General features: G+C 70.9%; 19 protein-coding genes. 6 read left to right on the top strand and 13 right to left on the bottom strand.

The annotated features are described in order from the left end of the window. Positions 1–21: 21 nt before the first annotated feature. The 12 genes from FKR81_RS34165 to pafA all read right to left on the bottom strand — a co-directional run bounded on the left by FKR81_RS34165 (position 22) and on the right by pafA (position 12,248). Complete coding sequence (locus FKR81_RS34165; RefSeq protein WP_146358365.1) at positions 22–708, bottom strand: hypothetical protein; 687 nt, start codon at positions 706–708, stop codon at positions 22–24. 93 nt (positions 709–801) lie between these two features. Further along, the gene (locus FKR81_RS34160) at positions 802–1,470 is read right to left on the bottom strand and encodes a DUF4333 domain-containing protein (RefSeq protein ID WP_146358364.1); all 669 of its coding nucleotides are present in this window, start codon (positions 1,468–1,470) and stop codon (positions 802–804) included. An 84-nt stretch (positions 1,471–1,554) separates the two neighbouring features. Further along, positions 1,555–4,296 carry a DEAD/DEAH box helicase gene (locus FKR81_RS34155; protein ID WP_146358363.1) on the bottom strand — a complete coding sequence of 914 codons (2,742 nt, stop codon included), beginning with the start codon at positions 4,294–4,296 and terminating at the stop codon, positions 1,555–1,557. A 56-nt stretch (positions 4,297–4,352) separates the two neighbouring features. After that, a complete protein-coding gene (locus FKR81_RS34150) occupies positions 4,353–5,234 on the bottom strand; it encodes a diacylglycerol/lipid kinase family protein (RefSeq protein WP_146358362.1) in 882 nt (293 codons plus the stop codon). Positions 5,235–5,372: 138 nt separating this feature from the next. Next, complete coding sequence (gene tatC, locus FKR81_RS34145) at positions 5,373–6,314, bottom strand: twin-arginine translocase subunit TatC (RefSeq protein WP_146358432.1); 942 nt, start codon at positions 6,312–6,314, stop codon at positions 5,373–5,375. Between the two features lie 112 nt (positions 6,315–6,426). Continuing rightward, positions 6,427–6,720 (bottom strand): Sec-independent protein translocase subunit TatA, encoded by a 294-nt coding sequence (tatA, locus tag FKR81_RS34140; protein WP_146358361.1) that lies wholly within the window; start codon positions 6,718–6,720, stop codon positions 6,427–6,429. Continuing rightward, positions 6,713–6,979 (bottom strand): bacteriophage holin, encoded by a 267-nt coding sequence (locus FKR81_RS34135; protein WP_186763339.1) that lies wholly within the window; start codon positions 6,977–6,979, stop codon positions 6,713–6,715. Before FKR81_RS34135 ends, tatA begins: the two co-directional genes overlap by 8 nt. Positions 6,980–6,997: 18 nt before the next feature. Next, on the bottom strand, positions 6,998–7,969 hold the full coding sequence (locus FKR81_RS34130; protein WP_146358360.1) for a helix-turn-helix transcriptional regulator: 972 nt from the start codon (positions 7,967–7,969) through the stop codon (positions 6,998–7,000). Further along, positions 7,966–8,922 carry a helix-turn-helix transcriptional regulator gene (locus tag FKR81_RS34125; RefSeq protein WP_146358359.1) on the bottom strand — a complete coding sequence of 319 codons (957 nt, stop codon included), beginning with the start codon at positions 8,920–8,922 and terminating at the stop codon, positions 7,966–7,968. The genes FKR81_RS34130 and FKR81_RS34125 overlap by 4 nt, the downstream gene beginning before the upstream one ends. Positions 8,923–8,983: 61 nt before the next feature. Further along, positions 8,984–9,835 (bottom strand): alpha/beta fold hydrolase, encoded by an 852-nt coding sequence (locus FKR81_RS34120; RefSeq protein WP_146358358.1) that lies wholly within the window; start codon positions 9,833–9,835, stop codon positions 8,984–8,986. Between the two features lie 24 nt (positions 9,836–9,859). Next, complete coding sequence (locus tag FKR81_RS34115) at positions 9,860–10,870, bottom strand: beta propeller repeat protein (protein WP_146358357.1); 1,011 nt, start codon at positions 10,868–10,870, stop codon at positions 9,860–9,862. A gap of 19 nt (positions 10,871–10,889) precedes the next feature. Beyond that, positions 10,890–12,248: a Pup--protein ligase gene (gene pafA, locus FKR81_RS34110; RefSeq protein ID WP_146358356.1), complete on the bottom strand. Its 1,359-nt coding sequence runs from the start codon at positions 12,246–12,248 to the stop codon at positions 10,890–10,892. Between the two features lie 79 nt (positions 12,249–12,327). Between pafA and FKR81_RS34105 the strand changes: the two genes are divergently transcribed. Genes FKR81_RS34105 through FKR81_RS34090 form a run of 4 tightly spaced genes read left to right on the top strand, consistent with a single transcriptional unit; the run spans position 12,328 to position 16,329 of the window. Beyond that, positions 12,328–13,731 carry a bifunctional phosphatase PAP2/diacylglycerol kinase family protein gene (locus tag FKR81_RS34105; protein WP_146358355.1) on the top strand — a complete coding sequence of 468 codons (1,404 nt, stop codon included), beginning with the start codon at positions 12,328–12,330 and terminating at the stop codon, positions 13,729–13,731. After that, complete coding sequence (locus FKR81_RS34100) at positions 13,728–14,543, top strand: alpha/beta fold hydrolase (protein ID WP_186763338.1); 816 nt, start codon at positions 13,728–13,730, stop codon at positions 14,541–14,543. Before FKR81_RS34105 ends, FKR81_RS34100 begins: the two co-directional genes overlap by 4 nt. 26 nt (positions 14,544–14,569) lie before the next feature. Beyond that, a complete protein-coding gene (locus FKR81_RS34095) occupies positions 14,570–15,406 on the top strand; it encodes a pentapeptide repeat-containing protein (protein ID WP_146358353.1) in 837 nt (278 codons plus the stop codon). Between the two features lie 41 nt (positions 15,407–15,447). Next, positions 15,448–16,329, top strand: coding sequence for a bifunctional helix-turn-helix transcriptional regulator/GNAT family N-acetyltransferase (locus tag FKR81_RS34090; protein ID WP_146358352.1), 882 nt, complete (start codon positions 15,448–15,450; stop codon positions 16,327–16,329). A 70-nt stretch (positions 16,330–16,399) separates the two neighbouring features. Here the strand turns inward: FKR81_RS34090 and FKR81_RS34085 are convergent, their stop codons facing one another. Beyond that, positions 16,400–16,828: an Rv3235 family protein gene (locus tag FKR81_RS34085; RefSeq protein ID WP_146358351.1), complete on the bottom strand. Its 429-nt coding sequence runs from the start codon at positions 16,826–16,828 to the stop codon at positions 16,400–16,402. 80 nt (positions 16,829–16,908) lie between these two features. Here FKR81_RS34085 and FKR81_RS34080 point away from each other — a divergent pair, with 80 nt between their 5' ends. Further along, positions 16,909–17,670: an IclR family transcriptional regulator gene (locus tag FKR81_RS34080; protein ID WP_146358350.1), complete on the top strand. Its 762-nt coding sequence runs from the start codon at positions 16,909–16,911 to the stop codon at positions 17,668–17,670. A 103-nt stretch (positions 17,671–17,773) separates the two neighbouring features. Next, a complete protein-coding gene (locus tag FKR81_RS34075) occupies positions 17,774–18,484 on the top strand; it encodes an MIP/aquaporin family protein (protein ID WP_146358349.1) in 711 nt (236 codons plus the stop codon). Positions 18,485–18,492 lie beyond the last annotated feature (8 nt).

The raw sequence follows: 18,492 nt of genomic DNA, 5'->3' as shown, positions 1-18,492 counted from the left end.
GAGATCGCGTACTTCCACCGATCAGCCGCCGTGCGTCGCCTCTCTGGCCGAGATCCTGAGCCGGAGGCGGTCCGCTTCCGGCGCGTTGATCGGCACCGTCACCGCGTCATCCGGCCCAGGCTCGCCCACCACCCGCCGCGCCGAGTCGAGGTCCAGCACGTCGACCGGCCGCCGGAACACCGCGTAGCCCGCCGGGAAGTCCTTGTGCCGCCTCAAGTTCCGGCTCTGCCGAACCAGCCCGGCCATGAGCTCGGTGACGCGCTCGGGATCGACGTCCTCGACCGTCCACGTCAGCTCCTGGGGCGCGCGGCTCAGCAGGTCCGACAACATCCACGCCGGCCCACCGGTGAACGCGTGCTCGGTCTCCCCGGTGATCCGCGCCAGCGCGAGCGGCGCACCGTCCGCGGTGATCAGGCGGTAGCGCCGGTACGCGTGCCACCGCTCGGCGATCTTCCGGTTGAGGCGCTCCGCCTCGGCCGGGCTGATCGCCACGTACTCCTCTTCCCAGTCGTGGCCGTCGCGGAGCCGGAACAACTTCTCCGTCCGCTCCCACAGCAGGTTCCCGGTGAAGGCCTCCTCGCCGGACAGCGACGAGGAGCGGACGACCAGGTACGCGTTGTCGAGGTCGAGCACGTCGGCGGTCTCGTTGAAGATCGCGAAGTACTGGTACCCGGCTGCCTCCGCCGATCCGGCGTGGAAGTCCCCCATGCGTTCACCCCCAGTGATCCACATCGAGACTACCTGCGCAAACACGAAGGGGAGCCCTCCGAAGAGGACTCCCCGCGTGCGGAAATTTCCGGTTCAGCCGGTCGGCTGGCCGACCTCGTACTCGCCGTCCTCGGTCTTGACGGTGATCTTGACCGTCTTGTCCTTGCCGCCGACCTGCACCTTGCAGTTGAACGAGGTGTTGGGCTTGACCTCGTTCTCACCGGCGCAGGACGCGCTGCCGACGTCCGAGATCTTGTACTCGTCCTTGAGGATCTTCACGATGCCGTTCTGCACGGCGGTGTTGTCGAAGATCTTCTTCTTGAAGAAGGCGGGCGACACGAAGCCGGTGAACGCCACCGCGCCGATGATCAGCACGGCGACGGCGACGACGACCCAGATGATCGCGCTGGACTTCTTCTGCTGCGGCGGCGGACCGTACTGCCCGGGAGGACCGAACTGGCCGGGGACGCCGTACTGCTGCGTCTGCTGGCCGTACGGGTCCGGCTGGCCGTAGGGCTGCTGCTGGCCGGGCTGGGCGTACGGGTTCTGCTGTTGCTGCTGGTTCGGGTCGTAACCGGGGTACGGCTGCTGACCAGGCTGCGGCTGACCAGGCTGCGGCTGACCGGGCTGCTGGGGCTGGCCGTACGGGTTCTGAGCCGGGAATCCGCCGGACGGGGTGCCGGGGTAACCGCCACCGTAGGGCTGCTGGCCCCACTGCTGCTGCGGATCGTTCCCTCCGGACGGTCCGTACGGGCTGCTCATGCTCGACCTCCGTGTTCACAACATTTCCGGCGCGATCCAACCACACTGATCGCATCGCCCGTACTCCGACGCACGAAACCTTTGTCAGACCGTGGCCATGGCCACCACGCCCCGGCGCAGCGCGTCGACCGCCTTGGCGGCCGCCGCACCCACCGGATCCTTGCCGCCGACCACGTCGCGGATCTGGTCCAGCAGGTCGATCACCTGGCGGCACCACCGGACGAAGTCGCCCGCGCCCAGCTCGTTGCCGTTCGCCTCGGCCGCGCTGAGCACCTTCTCCAGCGACTCGCCGCGCGCCCACCGGTACACCGGCCACGCGAAACCCGCGTCCGGCTGGCGGGTCGTGCGCTCCAGCTTGTGGCCGCGCTCGTCGTCCTCGATCTCCGCCCACAGCCGGATCGTGGCCGTCATCGCGTCCGACACCTGGCCCTGCGGCAGGGTCTGGTCGACCATGCCGTCCCGGCGCGCCTCGTACACCAGCGACGACACGACGGCGGCGAGCTCGGCCGGGCCCAGGCCCTTCCACACGCCGTGCCGCAGGCACTCGGCCGCCAGCAGGTCCGACTCGCTGTAGAGCCTGGTCAGCCGCTTTCCGTGCTCGGTGATCGCGTCGTCCCCGCTGAGGTAGCCGCGCTGCCGCAGCAACGCGCGGATGCGGTCGAACTGGCGCGCCAGCGAGTGCGTCGTCGCCGAGACCTTGCGCTCCAGCTGCTCGGTCTCCGACAGCAGCCGGTGGTAGCGCTCTCCCCAGCGGGCGTGGTCCTCGCGCTGCTCGCAGCCGTGGCACGGGTGCGCCCGCAGCGCGCGCCGCAGCGTCGCCAGTTCGGCGTCGTCGTCCGGGGACGTTCGGCGGCGCTTGCCCGACGGCAGCTGGATGCCGGTGTTGCGCAGCGTGGACGCCAGGTCGCGCCGCGACTTGGGCGAACGCACGTCGACCACGCGGGGCAGTCGCACGTGCCCGAGCACCTCGACCGGAGCCGGGAAGTCGGCCGCGGACAGCCTGCCCGCCCACCTGTCCTCGGTCAGCACGAGCGGCCGCGCCTCGCCCAGCGGCTCCAGGCCGGGGTCGATCACGATCGCGAGGCCGGACCGGCGCCCGGACGGCACCGCGATGACGTCGCCCTTGCGCAGCCGCTCCAGCGACTTGGCCGCCTCGATGCGCCGCGCGTTGGTGTTCTGCTTCGCGAGCGTCTTCTCCCGGTCGCCGACCCGGCGGCGCAGGTTCGCGTACTCGGTGAAGTCGCCGAGGTGGCAGCTCATGGACTCGGCGTAGCCCGACAGCGCCTCGCGGTTGCGGTCGATCCGCCGCGACAGGCCGACGACCGAGCGGTCCGCCTGGAACTGCGCGAACGACTGCTCCAGGATCTCGCGTGCGGCGGACGCGCCGAGCTGGTTCACCAGGTTGACGGCCATGTTGTAGCCGGGCCGGAACGACGAGCGCAGCGGGTACGTGCGGGTCGACGCGAGACCGCCGACCTGCTTGGGGTCGATGCCCGGCTGCCACACGACCACCGCGTGGCCCTCGACGTCGATGCCTCGCCGCCCGGCACGGCCGGTGAGCTGGGTGTACTCGCCCGGCGTGAGGTCGACGTGCGCCTCGCCGTTGTACTTGACGAGCTTCTCCAGCACGACCGTGCGCGCGGGCATGTTGATGCCCAGTGCGAGCGTCTCGGTCGCGAACACGACCTTGACCAGGCCGCGGACGAACAGCTCCTCGACGGTCTCCTTGAACGCGGGCAGCAGGCCGGCGTGGTGCGACGCGATGCCGCGCTCCAGCGCCTCGCGCCACTCCCAGTAGCCCAGCACCGTCAGGTCGGCCTCGGGCAGGTCGCGCGTCTTCTCGTCGATGACGAGGCGGACCTCGTCGGCCTCCTCTGGCGTGTTGAGCCGCAGCCCGGCACGCGCGGTCTGCGCGACCGCCGCGTCGCAGCCCGCGCGGCTGAACACGAACACGATCGCGGGCAGCAGGCTCGCCTGGTCGAGCCGCTGGATCATGTCGGTGCGCGACGGCGGCTTGAAGCCGGTGTTGCGCGGCGGGCGGCCGCCGTTCTGCTTGCGGCCGCGGCTCCACGGCACGTGGTAGCGCGCCAGCTCCTCGGTCTGCCGCAGCACCTGCGAGTTGATGCGCGCGTGCGTCTCGTCGCCCTCGAACAGGTCGAGCATCTTGTTGCCGACGATCATGTGCTGCCACAGCGGGACCGGCCGGTGCTCGTCGACCACGACCGTCGTGTCGCCGCGCACCTCGACCAGCCACTCGCCGAACTCCTCGGCGTTGCTGACGGTCGCGGAGAGGCTGACCAGCTGCACGTGCTCGGGCAGGTGCAGGATCACCTCCTCCCACACCGGGCCGCGGAACCGGTCCGCGAGGTAGTGCACCTCGTCCATCACGACGTACGCGAGGCCGTTCAGCGTGCTGGAGCCCGCGTAGAGCATGTTGCGGAGCACCTCGGTCGTCATGACGACGACCGGCGCGTTGCCGTTCACGCTCGTGTCACCGGTCAGCAGGCCGACGCTCTCCGCGCCGTACCGCGCGGTGAGGTCCGCGAACTTCTGGTTCGACAGCGCCTTGATGGGCGTCGTGTAGAAGCACTTGCGGCCCTCGGAGAGGGCCAGGTGCACCGCGAACTCGCCGACGACCGTCTTGCCCGCACCGGTCGGGGCGCACACGAGGACGCCGTGGCCGTCCTCCAGCGCCTCGCACGACTCACGCTGGAAGGGGTCGAGCTCGAACGAGATCACTGAACCGAAGTCGGTCAGCTTGGGCCTGGCTGAGCGGCGACGTGAGTCGGCGTAGGCCTGGGCCGGGGACCGCGAAGCACCTGACACCCCTCAAGGCTTTCACATCGCACCGACAACCGTGTGAGGAGTGGATTACGTTCAGTTCACACTGAAGGTATGGAGACAACTGTCAACGCGTCGGGGACCGTCTCCATCGACAGCGGAAGGGGCGCCTGGCGCTCGCCGTCCGCGTAACCGACCCAGCCGTTGTCCCCCGACAAGGTCACTGACCTGGCCCGGAACGTCCGCACGGCCGGATGCTCGGTGTGACGTCCGGTGCGCAGCGTCGGCAGCATCCGCACGAGCACCGCCCGGCTCATCTTGGACACGACGGTCACGTCGAACAGCCCGTCGTCCGCGCGCGCCTCGGGGCAGATCGGGATGCCGCCGCCGTAGTTCGGGGTGTTGCCGACCGCGACGAGCGTCGCCTCCAGCTCCTCGGTGCCGTGCTCGGTCTCGATCACCAGCGGCGCGGCCCGCAGCGAGGCGAGCTCGGCGAGGATCGCGAGGTCGTAGCGACGCGGACCGGCGGGCCAGCGCATGGCGTTCGCCCGCTCGTTCACCGCCGAGTCGAACCCGGCGCACAGCACCGTCGCGAACCACTGCCCCGTCGACAGCCTGCCGAGGTCCAGCGTGCGGCGCTCGCCGTGCACCACGTCGTCGACGCACGTCGTGCCGACCGCGTTGGCCAGGTCGTTGCCGGTGCCCGCGGGAACGATGCCGAGCGTGGTCGTGGTGCCCGCGCAGGCCTGCATCGCGAGGTGCGCGGCCCCGTCGCCGCCGAGCACGACCAGCAGGTCCACCCCGTCGGCCACGGCGCGGTGCGCCATGGCCAGCGTGCCCTCGGCGGACTCGGCGACGTGCAGGTCCAGCTTCGCCACGCCCGCGCGCAGTTCGGCCGCCGTCGCGCCCGCCATCCTGGCCGCGCGCCCCTTGCCCGAGGCGGGACAGACCAGCAGCGCGGCGTGCGACCAGGTTTCGGGCATGCGCGGGAAGCTAGCACCTGATTGACCGAGGTCAGGCCACGCGACAGTTCCGATTCGATCTAGTTGGGGAAGTGCGGTCTGGTCAAGAGCAGGGCCGGGATTCGACTCGAGTCCCGACCCCTGTTCCGTGCCTGAGAATCAGGTCGCGTCGTCGTAGTTGACCCGGCGATCGCCGGACGACTTGGCGGGCCCGACAGGCTCCACGGGCTCCATCGGCTCGACCTGCTCGCCCTCGACCTTGCCGTCCGCGTCGGACGGCGTGTAGTCGAACGGCGTCGCCTCGTCGTCCGCGAGGCCGTCCCAGCCCTCCGCGAGCCGTTCCTTGGCCTTGCGCTTGTCGTGGATGCGCGCGATCTGGATGGCCATCTCGAACAGCACCGTCAGCGCGAGCGCCAGCGCGACCATCGAGATCGGGTCCGTGCCGGGCGTCGCGATGGCTGCGAACACGAACAGGCCCATCAGCAGGCCGCGCCGCCACTTGTGCAGCTTCTCGTAGCTGATGATCCCCGCCCGGTTCAGCATGACCACGAGCAGCGGCAGCTCGAAGCTCACGCCGAAGATCAGCAGCAGGGTCAGGACGAACGAGATGTACTTGCTACCGGTGAGCGCCGTCGTGAACTGGTCGCCACCGAAGCTCATCAGCACCTTCAGGCCCTCGGGCACCACCAGGTACGCGAGCACCGCGCCCGCGACGAACAGGATCGCCGCGAAGAGCACGAAGGTGCGAGCGAACTTGCGCTCCTTCGAGTAGAGACCGGGCGTGATGAACGCCCACAGCTGGTAGAGCCACGCCGGGCAGAGGAGCACCGCGCCTGCGGCCGTGCCCGCCTTCAGCTGGATCATGAAGATCTCGAACGGCTCGGTCTGCAGCAGCTTGCACGTGCCGTCGTTGCTGATGTTCGCCCGGTACTTGGCCAGGTCGGGCTGGCAGTACGGCCCCGTCAGCAACTCACCCAGCGACGGGATGGGGCCGAGCTTCGTCTGGAACCAGATGAACCCGAACACGCCGCCGACGGCGACGAACATCAGCGCCAGGCCGAGCCGGTGCCGCAGCTCGTAGAGGTGCTCTTTGAGCGACATCGTGCCGTCGGAGTTGCCCCGACGGCGCTTGCCGCGTTCCCGGCGCTCGGCAAACCACCGGAACGGACTTGCCACCGCGCTAACCGCCCTTACAGGTCAGTGACCGACAAGGTCAGTTGTTGGCCTTGTTCTGCTGCGTCTGCTCGATCGGCGGCGCGACCTGCGGCTGCTGCGGAGCGGGCTGGGCAGGCGGGAGCTGCTGCGGCTGCTGCTGCACGGGTGCCTGCTGCGGCTGAGCCGAGTCGTCCGACGAGTCCGATGAGTCGCGGAGTCCCTTGGTCTCGGCCTTGAAGATCTTGGCCGACCGGCCGAGCGAGCGGGCCATGTCGGGCAGCTTCTTCGCACCGAACAGCAGAATGATCACCACGGCGATGATGATCAGCTCGGTGGGTCCGAGGTTAGGCACGGTGATCCTCCTGTCTGCCCCGGTCCGTTGATCGTACGCGGGGTATGCCCTTGCGGGCCTGATCCGGACGCCGCTCGGCGAAGGCCACCTTCAGCGCTGCGGACCGCGCCTTCAGCAGACCGACACCGTCGCCGACCCTGTCATTCACCAGAGTGCGTGTGCTGGTGAATCGGCGCAAGGATCGGATGACTCTCGACATGATCACGATCAGGGCGACCAAACCGAGAGCGACCAGCACCAAGGTCGGCGTGTACGGCACATCCACACCGTATACGGCTCAGGTGGACAACAGGTGATCTGCCCGTCGCAACGCGGCCTCGGCGCGTTCGCGCACGTGGTCCGCGAGGCTCTCCGGCTGCTCGACGTGCACCTCTCCACCCAGGCCCAGCAGCAGCCGGACCATCCACGACGTGTCCGCGTACCGCATGACCACGCGCGTGCGGCCGTCGCCGAGCTCGGTCACCAGGTCCACCGGGTAGTACTCGGCGACCCAGTGCGCGTCCGGCTCCAGCAGCAGGATGGCCATGTGCTGGCCGTCCTCCGGCTGGAACAGCCCCTCCGACGTGTCGGTGGGCTGGGCGTGCGGCGGCGGCGCCGACGGCTCGTCCAGCTCGGTGACGGCGTCGATCCGGTCGAGCCGGAAGAGCCGCACGCCGAGCGCGGAACGGCACCAGGCCTCCAGGTAGCCGCGGCCCTCGACGATCAGCAGCCGCATCGGGTCGACGACCCGGTCGCTGATCTGGTCGTGGGCCTGCGAGTAGTACCGGATGCTCAGCGCCCGCTCGCGCCGCACGGCCTCCTGCACGGCGTCGCGGATCTCCGCGGTCTCCTCGCGTTCCCGCAGGCCGAGGCCCACGGCGACGCCTGCGGGCTGCGCGTCGCCGACCGCCTTCTCGATCTTGGCGAGCGCGCGCTGGACCGCGTCGGTGTCCACGACGCCCGGTGTGTCCGCGAGCGCCCGCAGCGCCACCAGCAGGCTCGTCGCCTCGGCGGCGGTGAGGCGCAGCGGCCGGTTCATGCCCGCGTCGAACGAGACGGTGATCGTCTCGCCCTCGAAGGACAGGTCGATGAGGTCGCCCGGCCCGTAGCCGGGCAGGCCGCACATCCACAGCAGCTCGAGGTCCTTGCGCAGCTGCTTCGGCGTGATGCCGAAGTCCGCGGCGGCCTCGTCCACCGGGATGCCCGGCCGGTTCAGCAGGTACGGCACGAGCGCGAGCAGGCGCGGCAGCCGTTCGTTAGAGGCGCTCAACGCTTCCCCTCCACGACGCCCAGGAGCCGTTCCCGGACGGACTTGGCGAGTATCTCGGGTTCGATGACCACCACGTCGGGCCCGAACCCGGCGATCCACTTCGCGGCCGACTCGGGGAACTTGAGGTCGATCTCGACGACGTCGCCGTCGTCCTGCTGGTCGACGACCGTCGCGTGCCTGCGCAGCCCGAACGCCCGGTCCTTCGCGACCCACAGCCTGGCCGGAGAGCTGGGCTGCGGCGCGAACTCGGTGCGGGCCACGAAGCTCAGCAGGTCGATGCCGTCCGGCGAGCGCACCTCACCGGGTTTGCCGAGGGTCGTCACGTCACCGACGAACCGCGAGAGCCGGAAGCAGCGCGCCGCGTCCCGGTCGCGGTCGTGCCCGACCAGGTACCACCGCCCGCGCCACGCGACGACGCCCCACGGCTCGACCGTGCGTTCCATCGTCTGGGCCGGGCTGGGGCGCCGGTAGCCGAACTTCACGGCCTGGCCAGCCTGCACGGCGGCCAGCAGCGGCGGGAACGCGGGCTCGCTCGTGCGCACCTTGGGTTCCACGGCGGCCGGCGCGGCCTCGTCGACGTCCACGCCCGCGGCCCGCAGCTTGATCAGCGCACCGTGCGCGGCTCCGGTGAGCTGCGGTGAGTCCCACAGCCGCGCGGCCAGCGCCACCGCGGCGGCCTCGTCGGGTTCGAGGTCGATGTCGCCGAGCTCGTAGTCGCGGCGCGCGATCCGGTACCCGTCACCCTCCTCGGGCCCGCGGCCGGTCTCCAGCGGCACGCCGAGGTCGCGCAGTTCGGACTTGTCGCGTTCGAACATGCGGAAGAACGCCTCGTCCGTCGGGGCGTCGGCGTAACCGGGGACGATGGCGCGGATGCGCTCGGCTGTCAGGAACTGGCGGGTCGACAGCAGGCACAACACCAGGTTGACGAGTCGTTCGGCGCGTGCGATTGCCACGCACAGACCCTAACCCGTTCGAACGCCCGTTCACCTCAGGCACCTGGGGTCAACGGCCCGTTCACCGCGTGAAGAACGCGGCCAGCTCGCGGGCCAGCTCCTCGGGCGCGTCCTCGGCGACGTGGTGACCTGAGTCGATACCGCGCCCGCTGACCTGGTCCGCCCACTCCCGCCACACGGCGAGCACGTCGCCGTGGATCTCGTGCAGGTCGTCGCGCAACGACCAGAGCACCAGCACCGGGCACGCGATGCGCCGCCCCGCGGCGAGGTCCGCGTCGTCGTGGGCGCGGTCGACCTCGAGGCCCGCCCGGTAGTCGCCGCACATCGCCCGCACGGTCTCCGGGTCGTGGATCGCCCGCTGGAAGTCCGCCCAGTTCTCCGCACCCATGCGCTCCGGGGTGTCGCCGTAGCGCTCGCGGTACCACGCGTCCGGGTCCGCGTTGATCACGCGCGCCGGGATGTCCGGCTGCGCCAGGAAGAACCAGTGCCACCACCTTCGCGCGAAGTCGGCGTCGCACCGGGCGAGCGCCGAGCCGATCGGCACGGTGTCGAGCGCGGCGAGGTGCGTGACGGACTCGGGGTGGTCGAGCGTCAGCCTGGTCGCGGCCGGGCCGCCCCGGTCGTGGCCCGCGACGGCGAACCGGTCGTGCCCGAGCCCGCGCATCAGCGCGCTGAAGTCACGGGCCATCGCGCGCTTCGAGTAGTCGCCGGGCTTCGACGACTCGCCGTAGCCGCGCAGGTCGGGGCACACGACCGTGAACGTCCGCGCCAGCAGCGGCGCGACGCGGTGCCACGTCGTGTGCGTGCGCGGATGCCCGTGCAGCAGGAGGACCGGCGGCCCCGCACCACCGGTCCTCACCCGCAACACGGCTTCACCGACGTCGATGCGCCGCAGGTCGAAGCCGTCGAACACGTACCCGATCTACCCCGGCACGGTTCACCGCAAACGGCCGACGCGGCCCTTCTCCCCCGCCGCCCAGCAGGTCCAGCCGGGGCAGTCGACGGTGTCGAAGCTGCCGGCGTCGGCCTTCGTCCACTTCTGGCCGTCCCTGCTGACGTCCGTGCCCGTCGGCCCGACGGCGACGAGGCCCGACCCGCGGAAGGCGACACCGGACCGGTAGCCGACCGGCGCCTGCTTCGTCGGCTGCCAGGTCCGGCCGTCCCTGCTGAGCGCGAGCGCGGGCGTGGGGTCGTCGGGCTTGAGGTAGTCGCCGCCGATCGCGACGCCCTGCCACGGCGTCCGGAACGCCACCGCGAACACGCCGGCCGCCGGTCCGCTGGGCAACGGCGTCTCCGCGGCCTCCCAGGTGCGTCCGGTGTCCTTGGAGTGCAGCACGCGGGCCTTGGCGCCGCCGCCCGTCGCGATCCAGGCGTGGTGCCCGGCGGTCGTCACGCACTGTCCACTCGCCGCGAACGCGAACTCGCCCTCCAGCGCCTGCGGCATGCCCTTGGGGTCGTTGACCTGCCAGGATCGGCCACCGTCGCGGGTGGACAGCACGCGGAACTTGCCGTCGACGGGGTCGCTGAGCGCGAGGCCGCGGTGGTGGTCGAAGAAGGCGACGCAGTCGTAGAACGCCTTGGGGTCGGTGTTGCGGAACGACTCGCGCCAGGTGCGGCCGCCGTCGTCCGTGCGGTAGATGCGCGACGCCTCGCCCTCGCCGATGGACAGGGCCACCGCGGTGCGGGCGTCGAACGCCTGGATGTCGCGGAACTCGAGCGTCGCCGTGTCCGGCGGGCCGACGGACTTCCAGCTGCGGCCACCGTCCGTGGTGCGCAGGACGGTGCCCTTGCTGCCGCTGACCCACGCGACCTGGGCGTTGACGGCGGAGAGCCCGCGCAGGCGGGCGTCGGTTCCGGTGGGCTTCAGGTCCCAATAGGACGCGTCGGCTTGAGCCACCCCGGGGACCACGAGCAGGGAGAGGGCACAGAGTGCCGCGATGATCCTCATGCGCGGCACTCTGCCACTCCTAAAGCGACGAGATAAGCCTCTCGACGCGCTCGTCCACTGCCCTGAACGGGTCCTTGCACAGCACGGTCCGCTGCGCCTGGTCGTTGAGCTTGAGGTGCACCCAGTCGACCGTGAAGTCGCGACCGGCGGCCTGCGCGGCGGCGATGAAGTCACCGCGCAGCTTGGCCCGCGTGGTCTGCGGCGGGGTGTCCTTGGCGGCCTCGATCTCGCCGTCGTCGGTCACCCGCTCGACCTGGCCCTTGCGCTGGAGCAGGTCGAAGATGCCGCGGCCGCGCCGGATGTCGTGGTAGGCGAGATCGAGCTGGGCGATGCGCGGGTTGGACAGGTCCATGTCGTGCTTGGCCTGGTAGCGCTCCATCAGGCGGTGCTTGATTGCCCAGTCGATCTCGCGGTCGATCTTGGACATGTCCTGCGCCTCGACGGCGTCGAGGGTGCGGCCCCACAGCTCGATGACGCGCTGCGCCATCGGGTCCGGCGAACGGCGTGCGGTGTGCTCGACGGCGCGCTCGTAGTACTCGCGCTGGATGTCCAGCGCCGAGGCCTCCTTGCCGCCCGCCAGGCGCACCGTGCGGCGGCCGGTGAGGTCGTGGCTGATCTCGCGGATGGCGCGGATCGGGTTGTCCAGGCTGAAGTCCCTGAACTGCACGCCCTGCTCGATCATCTCGAGCACGAGGTTCGCGCTGCCGACCTTCAGCAGCGTCGTCACCTCGGACATGTTCGAGTCGCCGACGATCACGTGCAGGCGCCGGTACCGCTCGGCGTCGGCGTGCGGCTCGTCGCGCGTGTTGATGATCGGGCGGGAACGCGTGGTCGCGGACGACACGCCCTCCCAGATGTGCTCGGCGCGCTGCGACAGGCAGTACACGGCGCCGCGCGGGGTCTGCAGCACCTTGCCCGCGCCGCAGATGAGCTGGCGCGTCACGAGGAACGGCAGCAGCACGTCCGCGATCCGCGAGAACTCACCGGCCCGTGCGACCAGGTAGTTCTCGTGGCAGCCGTACGAGTTGCCCGCCGAGTCGGTGTTGTTCTTGAACAGGAAGATGTCGCCGCCGATGCCCTCGTCGGCGAGTCTGCGCTCGGCGTCCACCAGCAGATCCTCGAGGATCCGCTCGCCGGCCTTGTCGTGCGTGACCAGCTGAGCCAGGTCGTCGCACTCGGCCGTGGCGTACTCCGGGTGTGAGCCGACGTCCAGGTAGAGCCGAGAACCGTTGCGCAGGAAGACGTTAGAGGAACGCCCCCACGACACGACCCGGCGGAACAGATAACGCGCGACCTCGTCCGGGGACAGTCGACGTTGCCCGTGGAAGGTGCACGTCACCCCGAACTCTGTCTCAATGCCGAAGATCCGCCGCTGCATCCCTCAACAGTAGGCGACTTTCCGCTCCTCAACAGTGATCCGTTCGGGCGGCGCGCCGACTTCGGTTAACGTCGGAGTGATGTGGAGACGGGTCAGCAGGCTGGACGAGGACCTCATGCGACGCAGCGGCAGGCTGTCGTCGTCGCCGGTCGACCGAGCTTTGAAGCGGCTGACGAGAACCGCCAACCACAGCCTCCTGTGGTTCGCCATCGCCGGCCTGCTCGCGCTGCGGAAGGGCCCGACGCGCCGGGCCGCGCTGCGTGGCGCCGCGGCCATCGCGGGTGCCTCCACCAGCGCGAATCTCGTCGGCAAGACGCTGTTCCCGCGCCGCAGGCCCGCCGCCGAGCTGCTGCCGGTGCCGCGCAGGCTGTCCAAACGACCGACGTCGTCGTCGTTCCCCTCCGGGCACGCCGCGTCGGCCGCCGCGTTCACCACGGCGGTCGCGATGGAGTCGCCGCTCGCGGGCGCGATGATCGCCCCGCTCGCGGCGGCGGTCGCGTACTCGCGCGTGCACACCGGCGTTCATTGGCCTTCTGACGTAGCGGCCGGTTCGGCCGTTGGGGTGAGCGCCGCGCTGCTGACCCGCCGCTGGTGGCCGACCGGCGTCAACGAGCCCGCCGCCGCGTACGAGCACGCCGACCACACGCCGCTGCACGAGGGCGAGGGCCTGGTGGTCGTCGTGAACCCGCAGGCGGGCCCGAACGACGAGTCTCCCGCCGCGGCGATCGTCGAGGAGTGGCCGAAGGCGCGGGTGATCACGCTCGACGAGCTGGACGGGGTCACCGACGCCAAGGCGCTCGGTGTCGCGGGCGGTGACGGCACGGTCGCCGCGGTGGCGGCCGTCGCGGCCGAACGCGACCTCCCGCTCGTGCTGGTCCCGGCGGGCACGCTGAACCACTTCGCCCGCGACGTCGGCATCACCGGCCTGCACGACACCGCGCGGGCCGTCGCGGCGGGCGAGGGCGTGCGGGTCGACCTGGCGACCGTGAACGACCTGTGGTTCGTGAACACCGCGAGCCTCGGCGGGTACCCGGACATGGTGCGCGTGCGGGAGAAGCTGGAGAAGCGCTGGGGCAAGTGGCCAGCGGCGGGCATCGCGATGGCCCGCGTGCTGAAGAGCTCGCGCCCGCTGCACATGGAGATCGACGGCGAGAAGCACCTGGTGTGGATGCTGTTCGTCGGCAACGGCCCGTACCGCCCGAAGGGCTTCGCGCCGACCATGCGCCCGCGCCTGAACGACGGCCTGCTCGACGTGCGCTACATCCGCGCGGACACGCGGTTCTCGCGGCTGCGGTTCTTCCTCGGCGCCCTGCTCGGCTCGTTGCAGCAGTCCCGCACGTACAAACACCTCGAGGTGCGCTCGCTGGACGTCCGCGTCCACGGCAAGCCGATCGCCATCGCCACCGACGGCGAGGTCGGCCCGCGCGACAACCACTTCGCGTTCCGCTCCCGCCCGGCCGCATTGGGGATCTACCGCCCGTGACCATCTCCTCCTGGCAGGCCGCCGGCCGTCACCTGACGATCGGCGGCAGGCGGATCTTCGTCGTGGACCGCGGCACGGGCGCACCCGTCGTGTTCGTGCACGGCTTCCCCGGTTCGTCGTACGACTGGCGCTCGGTGCTGCCGCCCGGCCGTCGCGTGATCGCGCTGGACCTGCTCGGCTTCGGACTGTCGGACAAGCCTTCGAGCGATCGCTACTCACTGGTGTCGCAGGCGGACCTGGTGTGGTCGGTGCTGAAGGAGCTCGGCGTCGGCTCGTGCACGCTCGTCGGCCACGACATCGGCGACACCGTGATCGCCGAGCTGCTGCACCGGTCGTTCCCCGCCGACCGGGTGGTGCTGCTGAACGGATCGATCTTCTCGGACCTCGTGTCGCTGAGCCTCGGCCAGAAGCTGCTGCTGGCGCTGCCCGACCGGCGGTTGCCTGTCGGTGTGCCGGGGCCGGTGCTGCGCGCCAGCCTGCGCGCCACGTTCGCCATGCCGCCCACCGCGGCTCTGATCGCGGAGATGGAGTCGCTGATCCGGCTCCAGCGCGGTGATCGGCTGCTCACCCGGCAGATCCGGTACGTGCTCGAACGGCGGCGCAACCAGCTGACGTGGACGCGGGCGCTGCTCGACTACCCCGGCCGGCTGGACCTGCTGTGGGGTGAGCGCGACCCCATCGCCGTGCCCGCGATGGCGCACCGGCTGCGGTCGTTGCGGCCTGAGACGTCCGTGACGCTGTGGTCCGACGTCGGCCACTGGCCCGCGCTCGAGGCCCCCGAACGCGTGCTCGCCGCACTGGCCTCGTCCTAGTGGCGTGGCTCGACTGAAGGAGCGTCATGCGTCCTGCCAGAACGGTGGCACTGGCACTTCTCGCCTTCGTCCTCCTCGGCGTCGTGGTGGCGGTGTGCGTCGTGCTCGGCCCCAGCCGGATCGTGGGACCCCGCCCCGGCCTCACCGCGGCCGAGCGGCTCAAGGCCGAGAACGACGTCCGGTCCACCCTGCTCCAGGGCCTGGGCGGCGTGCTCGCGGTCAGCGGCGTCGCCCTCGGTGCGGTGATGACCTTGCGCCAGGTGCGGGCCAACCGCGAGGGCCACACCATCGGTCTGTTCACCAAGGCCATCGACCAGCTCGCCGGTGACCAGGTCTCCGTCCGGCACGGCGGTGTCTACGCGCTCGAACTGCTGTCCGACCTGGATCCGCGGTACGGCGGGCACGCGCACGCGCTGCTCACCGCGTTCGTCCGGCAGCGCGCACCGTGGCCGCCCGTGCGGCCGGAAGCCGAACTGCGGGAGGAGCGGAGCCGGTACCACGGTGGCCTCGCCGACGACGTCGGTGCGGCGCTCGCCGTGCTCGGCAGGCGGTCGGTGATCACGGACGGTGCCTCGTCCGAGCTGGAACGAGCCGATCTGCGCGGCGCGGAGCTCGACGGGCTGGACATCCCGAGTGTCTGCTTCGCGCACTCCAACCTCGACGGCGCCAGCCTCGTCGGCGCCAAGCTCGGTGGTGCGACGTTGCAGCAGGCCTCGCTGCGCGACGCCGACCTGTCCCGCGCCGACCTGCGGTCGGCCGACCTGACCGGCGCCCGGCTCGACGGCGCCGACCTCACGGGTGTGATCGCCGACGACACCACCAGGTGGCCGGAGGGGTTCACGCCGCCCGGCAACCGCGCCTGACGCGCTATCTTTGACTTAGTCAAAGGTTTCCGGAGGGCGTCATGACCGTGGCCGAGGTGCGCGCGTTCAACCGCTTCTACACCGGCGTGATCGGGTTGCTCGACCGCGGCTACCTGGACTCGTCGTACTCGCTGACGGAGGTCCGCGTCCTCTACGAGCTCGCGCACACCGAGTGCGCCGAGGTCGTCGACCTGCGCCGCGACCTGGGCCTGGACGCCGGCTACCTGAGCCGGATGCTGGCCCGGTTCGAACGCTCCGGCCTCGTCGCGCGCGAGACCTCCCCCGCCGACGCGCGGCGCCAGGTCGTCCGGCTCACCGAGGCCGGGCGCGACGCGTTCGCGGTGCTCGACGCGCGGTCGGACGAGGAGATCAGCGCGTTGCTCGAGCCAGTCGCGGACCCGCGGCGCCTGGTCGACGCCATGGCCACGATCCGGCGCCTGCTCGCGGGGAAGCGCGAGGTGACGCTGCGCGGGCTGCGGCCGGGCGACCTGGGGTGGGTCGTGCACCGGCACGGCGCCCGGTACGCCGAGGAGCACGGCTACGACGTGAGCTTCGAGCAGCTGACCGCCCGGATCGTCGCGGACTTCGGGCAACCGGGCGAGGCCGCGTGGATCGCCGAGGTGGACGGCGAGCCGGTCGGGTCGATCTTCTGCTGCCACGTCGACGAGCGGACCGCGAAGCTGCGGCTGCTGCTCGTCGAGCCGTCCGCGCGCGGGCTCGGCGTCGGCACGCGGCTGGTGGACAGGTGCCTGGCACACGCGAAAGAAGCCGGGTACGAGCGGATCGAGCTGTGGACGGTCGCCGGGCTCGACGCCGCGCGGCGGATCTACGAGCGGGCCGGGTTCGAGCTCGTAGCCGAGGAGCCGCAGGAGCTGTTCGGGCTGAAGGTCGTCGGGCAGAGCTGGGCCCGAGCCCTCAGCTGAGCACGACGCACAGTCGCCGGACCGGACCCGTTAGACCTGACGGCCGCCGGACAGATCTGGACACGAACGCTCAGCTGAGCACCACGAAGTCGGACAGCCACCACCGGCCGGCCCGCCAGTCCGCGCGAGCCGCCACCGCCAGCACCCGGCGACCACGACGCACGGTCGCGGAGATCTCGGCGGCGTGCCGGGCCGGGTGGCACACGCGGAAGCCGACCAGGCTCGTCGTGCGAACCTGGCGGGCGACGCGCAACCGGCACATCAGACCGTGGTTCGCGGTCAGCTCGGCGAGGTGCGCCAGCGGTCTTCGGCCGTCCAGCACCTCGAGCACGAGCAGGACGAGCGTGCGCGCGTCGAGCGGCGGTGTGGTCTCCTCCGCCTGCGCGCCGCGGCGCGGACCGGGGATGGACGGGACGCCGACGGGTCGCGGGCACTCGGCCAGTCGCCTGAACACGGGGCACATGTCCACGTGAGCGGCGACCGGCGCGAAGCGGGACACGCTTCACCGCATCGGGGGACGCGCGAACTCACCCCAGGGGGTGTTCGACATAGTCGAACGTTTGGGCCTAGAGTGATCGCGTGCCCGGACCCATCCAGTCCATCGAGCGTGCGGCCGCGATACTGCGCCTGCTCTCGAGCGGCGCGCGCAGGATGAGCGTCGGCGAGCTCGCCAGGGCGCTCGAGCTGCCGAAGGGCACGGTCCACGGCATCCTCCGGACCCTGCAGCTGGTGGGGTTCGTCGAGCAGTCCGAGGACGGCGGCCCGTACCGGCTCGGCGCGGCGCTGTTCCACATCGGCACCAGCTACCTCGACGGCAACGAGCTGCGCACCAGGGCGTTGAACTGGTCGGACTCGCTGGCCGCGCGGAGCATGGAGAGCGTCCGGATAGGAACGTTGCACGAGGGCCAGGTCCTGGTGGTGCACCACGTCTTCCGCCCGGACAACAGCAGTCAGGTGCTCGAGGTGGGCGCGCTGCTCCCCGCGCACGCGACCGCGCTCGGCAAGGTCCTGCTCGCCACCGACCCGGTCGGCCTCGACTTCGCCGACCCGGTGCAGCGGTTCACCCCCAGGACGCTCACCGACCCGGACGACCTGACCAAGGCGCTGGACGAGGTCCGCGAGCTCGGCTGGGCCGCGGAGGTCGAGGAGCTGGTCGAGGGCGAGGTGTCGATCGCGGCCCCGATCCGCGACCGGCGCATGGTCACCGTGGGCGCGATCGGCGTCTCCGGGCCGATCGAACGGCTCTGCGACGCCGACCGGAAGCCCAAGTCGCAGCTGGTGTCGTACGTGCGCGAAGCCGCGAGAGCCATATCTCGCGAGCTCGGCGCACTCCCCTGGTGACCCCGGTAGCCACGAGCTCGTAACGAGAGGTTGACATTCACATGACCGCCAACGCAGGATCCGTTCGACAATGTCGAACGCTATTCGGCCAAGGGCGGTTTGAATGAGCACTGGTTCGATCTTCATCGGTGAGTTCCTGGGCACGGCGATCCTGCTGCTGCTCGGCAACGGCGTCGTGGCGGGCGTGGTGCTCGCGAAGTCGAAGTCGCAGAACGCGGGCTGGGCGGTGATCACGTTCGGCTGGGGCTTCGCGGTGCTCGCCGGCGCGTACGCCTCCGCCCCGCTCTCCGGCGCCCACCTGAACCCGGCGGTGACGATCGGCCTCGCCGTCCACAGCGGCGAGTGGGCGAACGTGCCCGTCTACATCGCCGCCCAGCTGCTCGGCGCGTTCGCCGGCGCGGTGCTCTGCTACCTGACCTACCTCGGCCAGTTCAAGGCCAACGAGGGCGAGGTGCTCGGCATCTTCTCCACCGGGCCGGAGATCAGGAACACCGTGCAGAACCTGATGACCGAGATCATCGCGACGTTCGTGCTGGTGTTCGTCATCCTCGCCACCGGCCAGACCAAGGGGCTCGCGGTCAGCGGCACCGGCGTGCTGGTCGTCGCGTTCCTGGTGGTCGGCATCGGCATGTCACTCGGCGGGCCGACCGGCTACGCCATCAACCCGGCGCGCGACCTCGGTCCGCGCGTCGCGCACGCTCTCCTGCCGATCCCCGGAAAGGGTGGATCGGACTGGGGTTACGCCTGGATTCCCGTGGTCGGCCCGCTGCTCGGTGGAGCATTGGCCGGTCTGGTCGACATCGCCGTCTTCTGAGGAGCCTC

Source organism: Lentzea tibetensis, from assembly GCF_007845675.1.
Taxonomy (GTDB): domain Bacteria; phylum Actinomycetota; class Actinomycetes; order Mycobacteriales; family Pseudonocardiaceae; genus Lentzea; species Lentzea tibetensis.
Note: the sequence above shows the minus strand (reverse complement) of the source record. Positions and strands in the feature narration are given on the sequence as shown.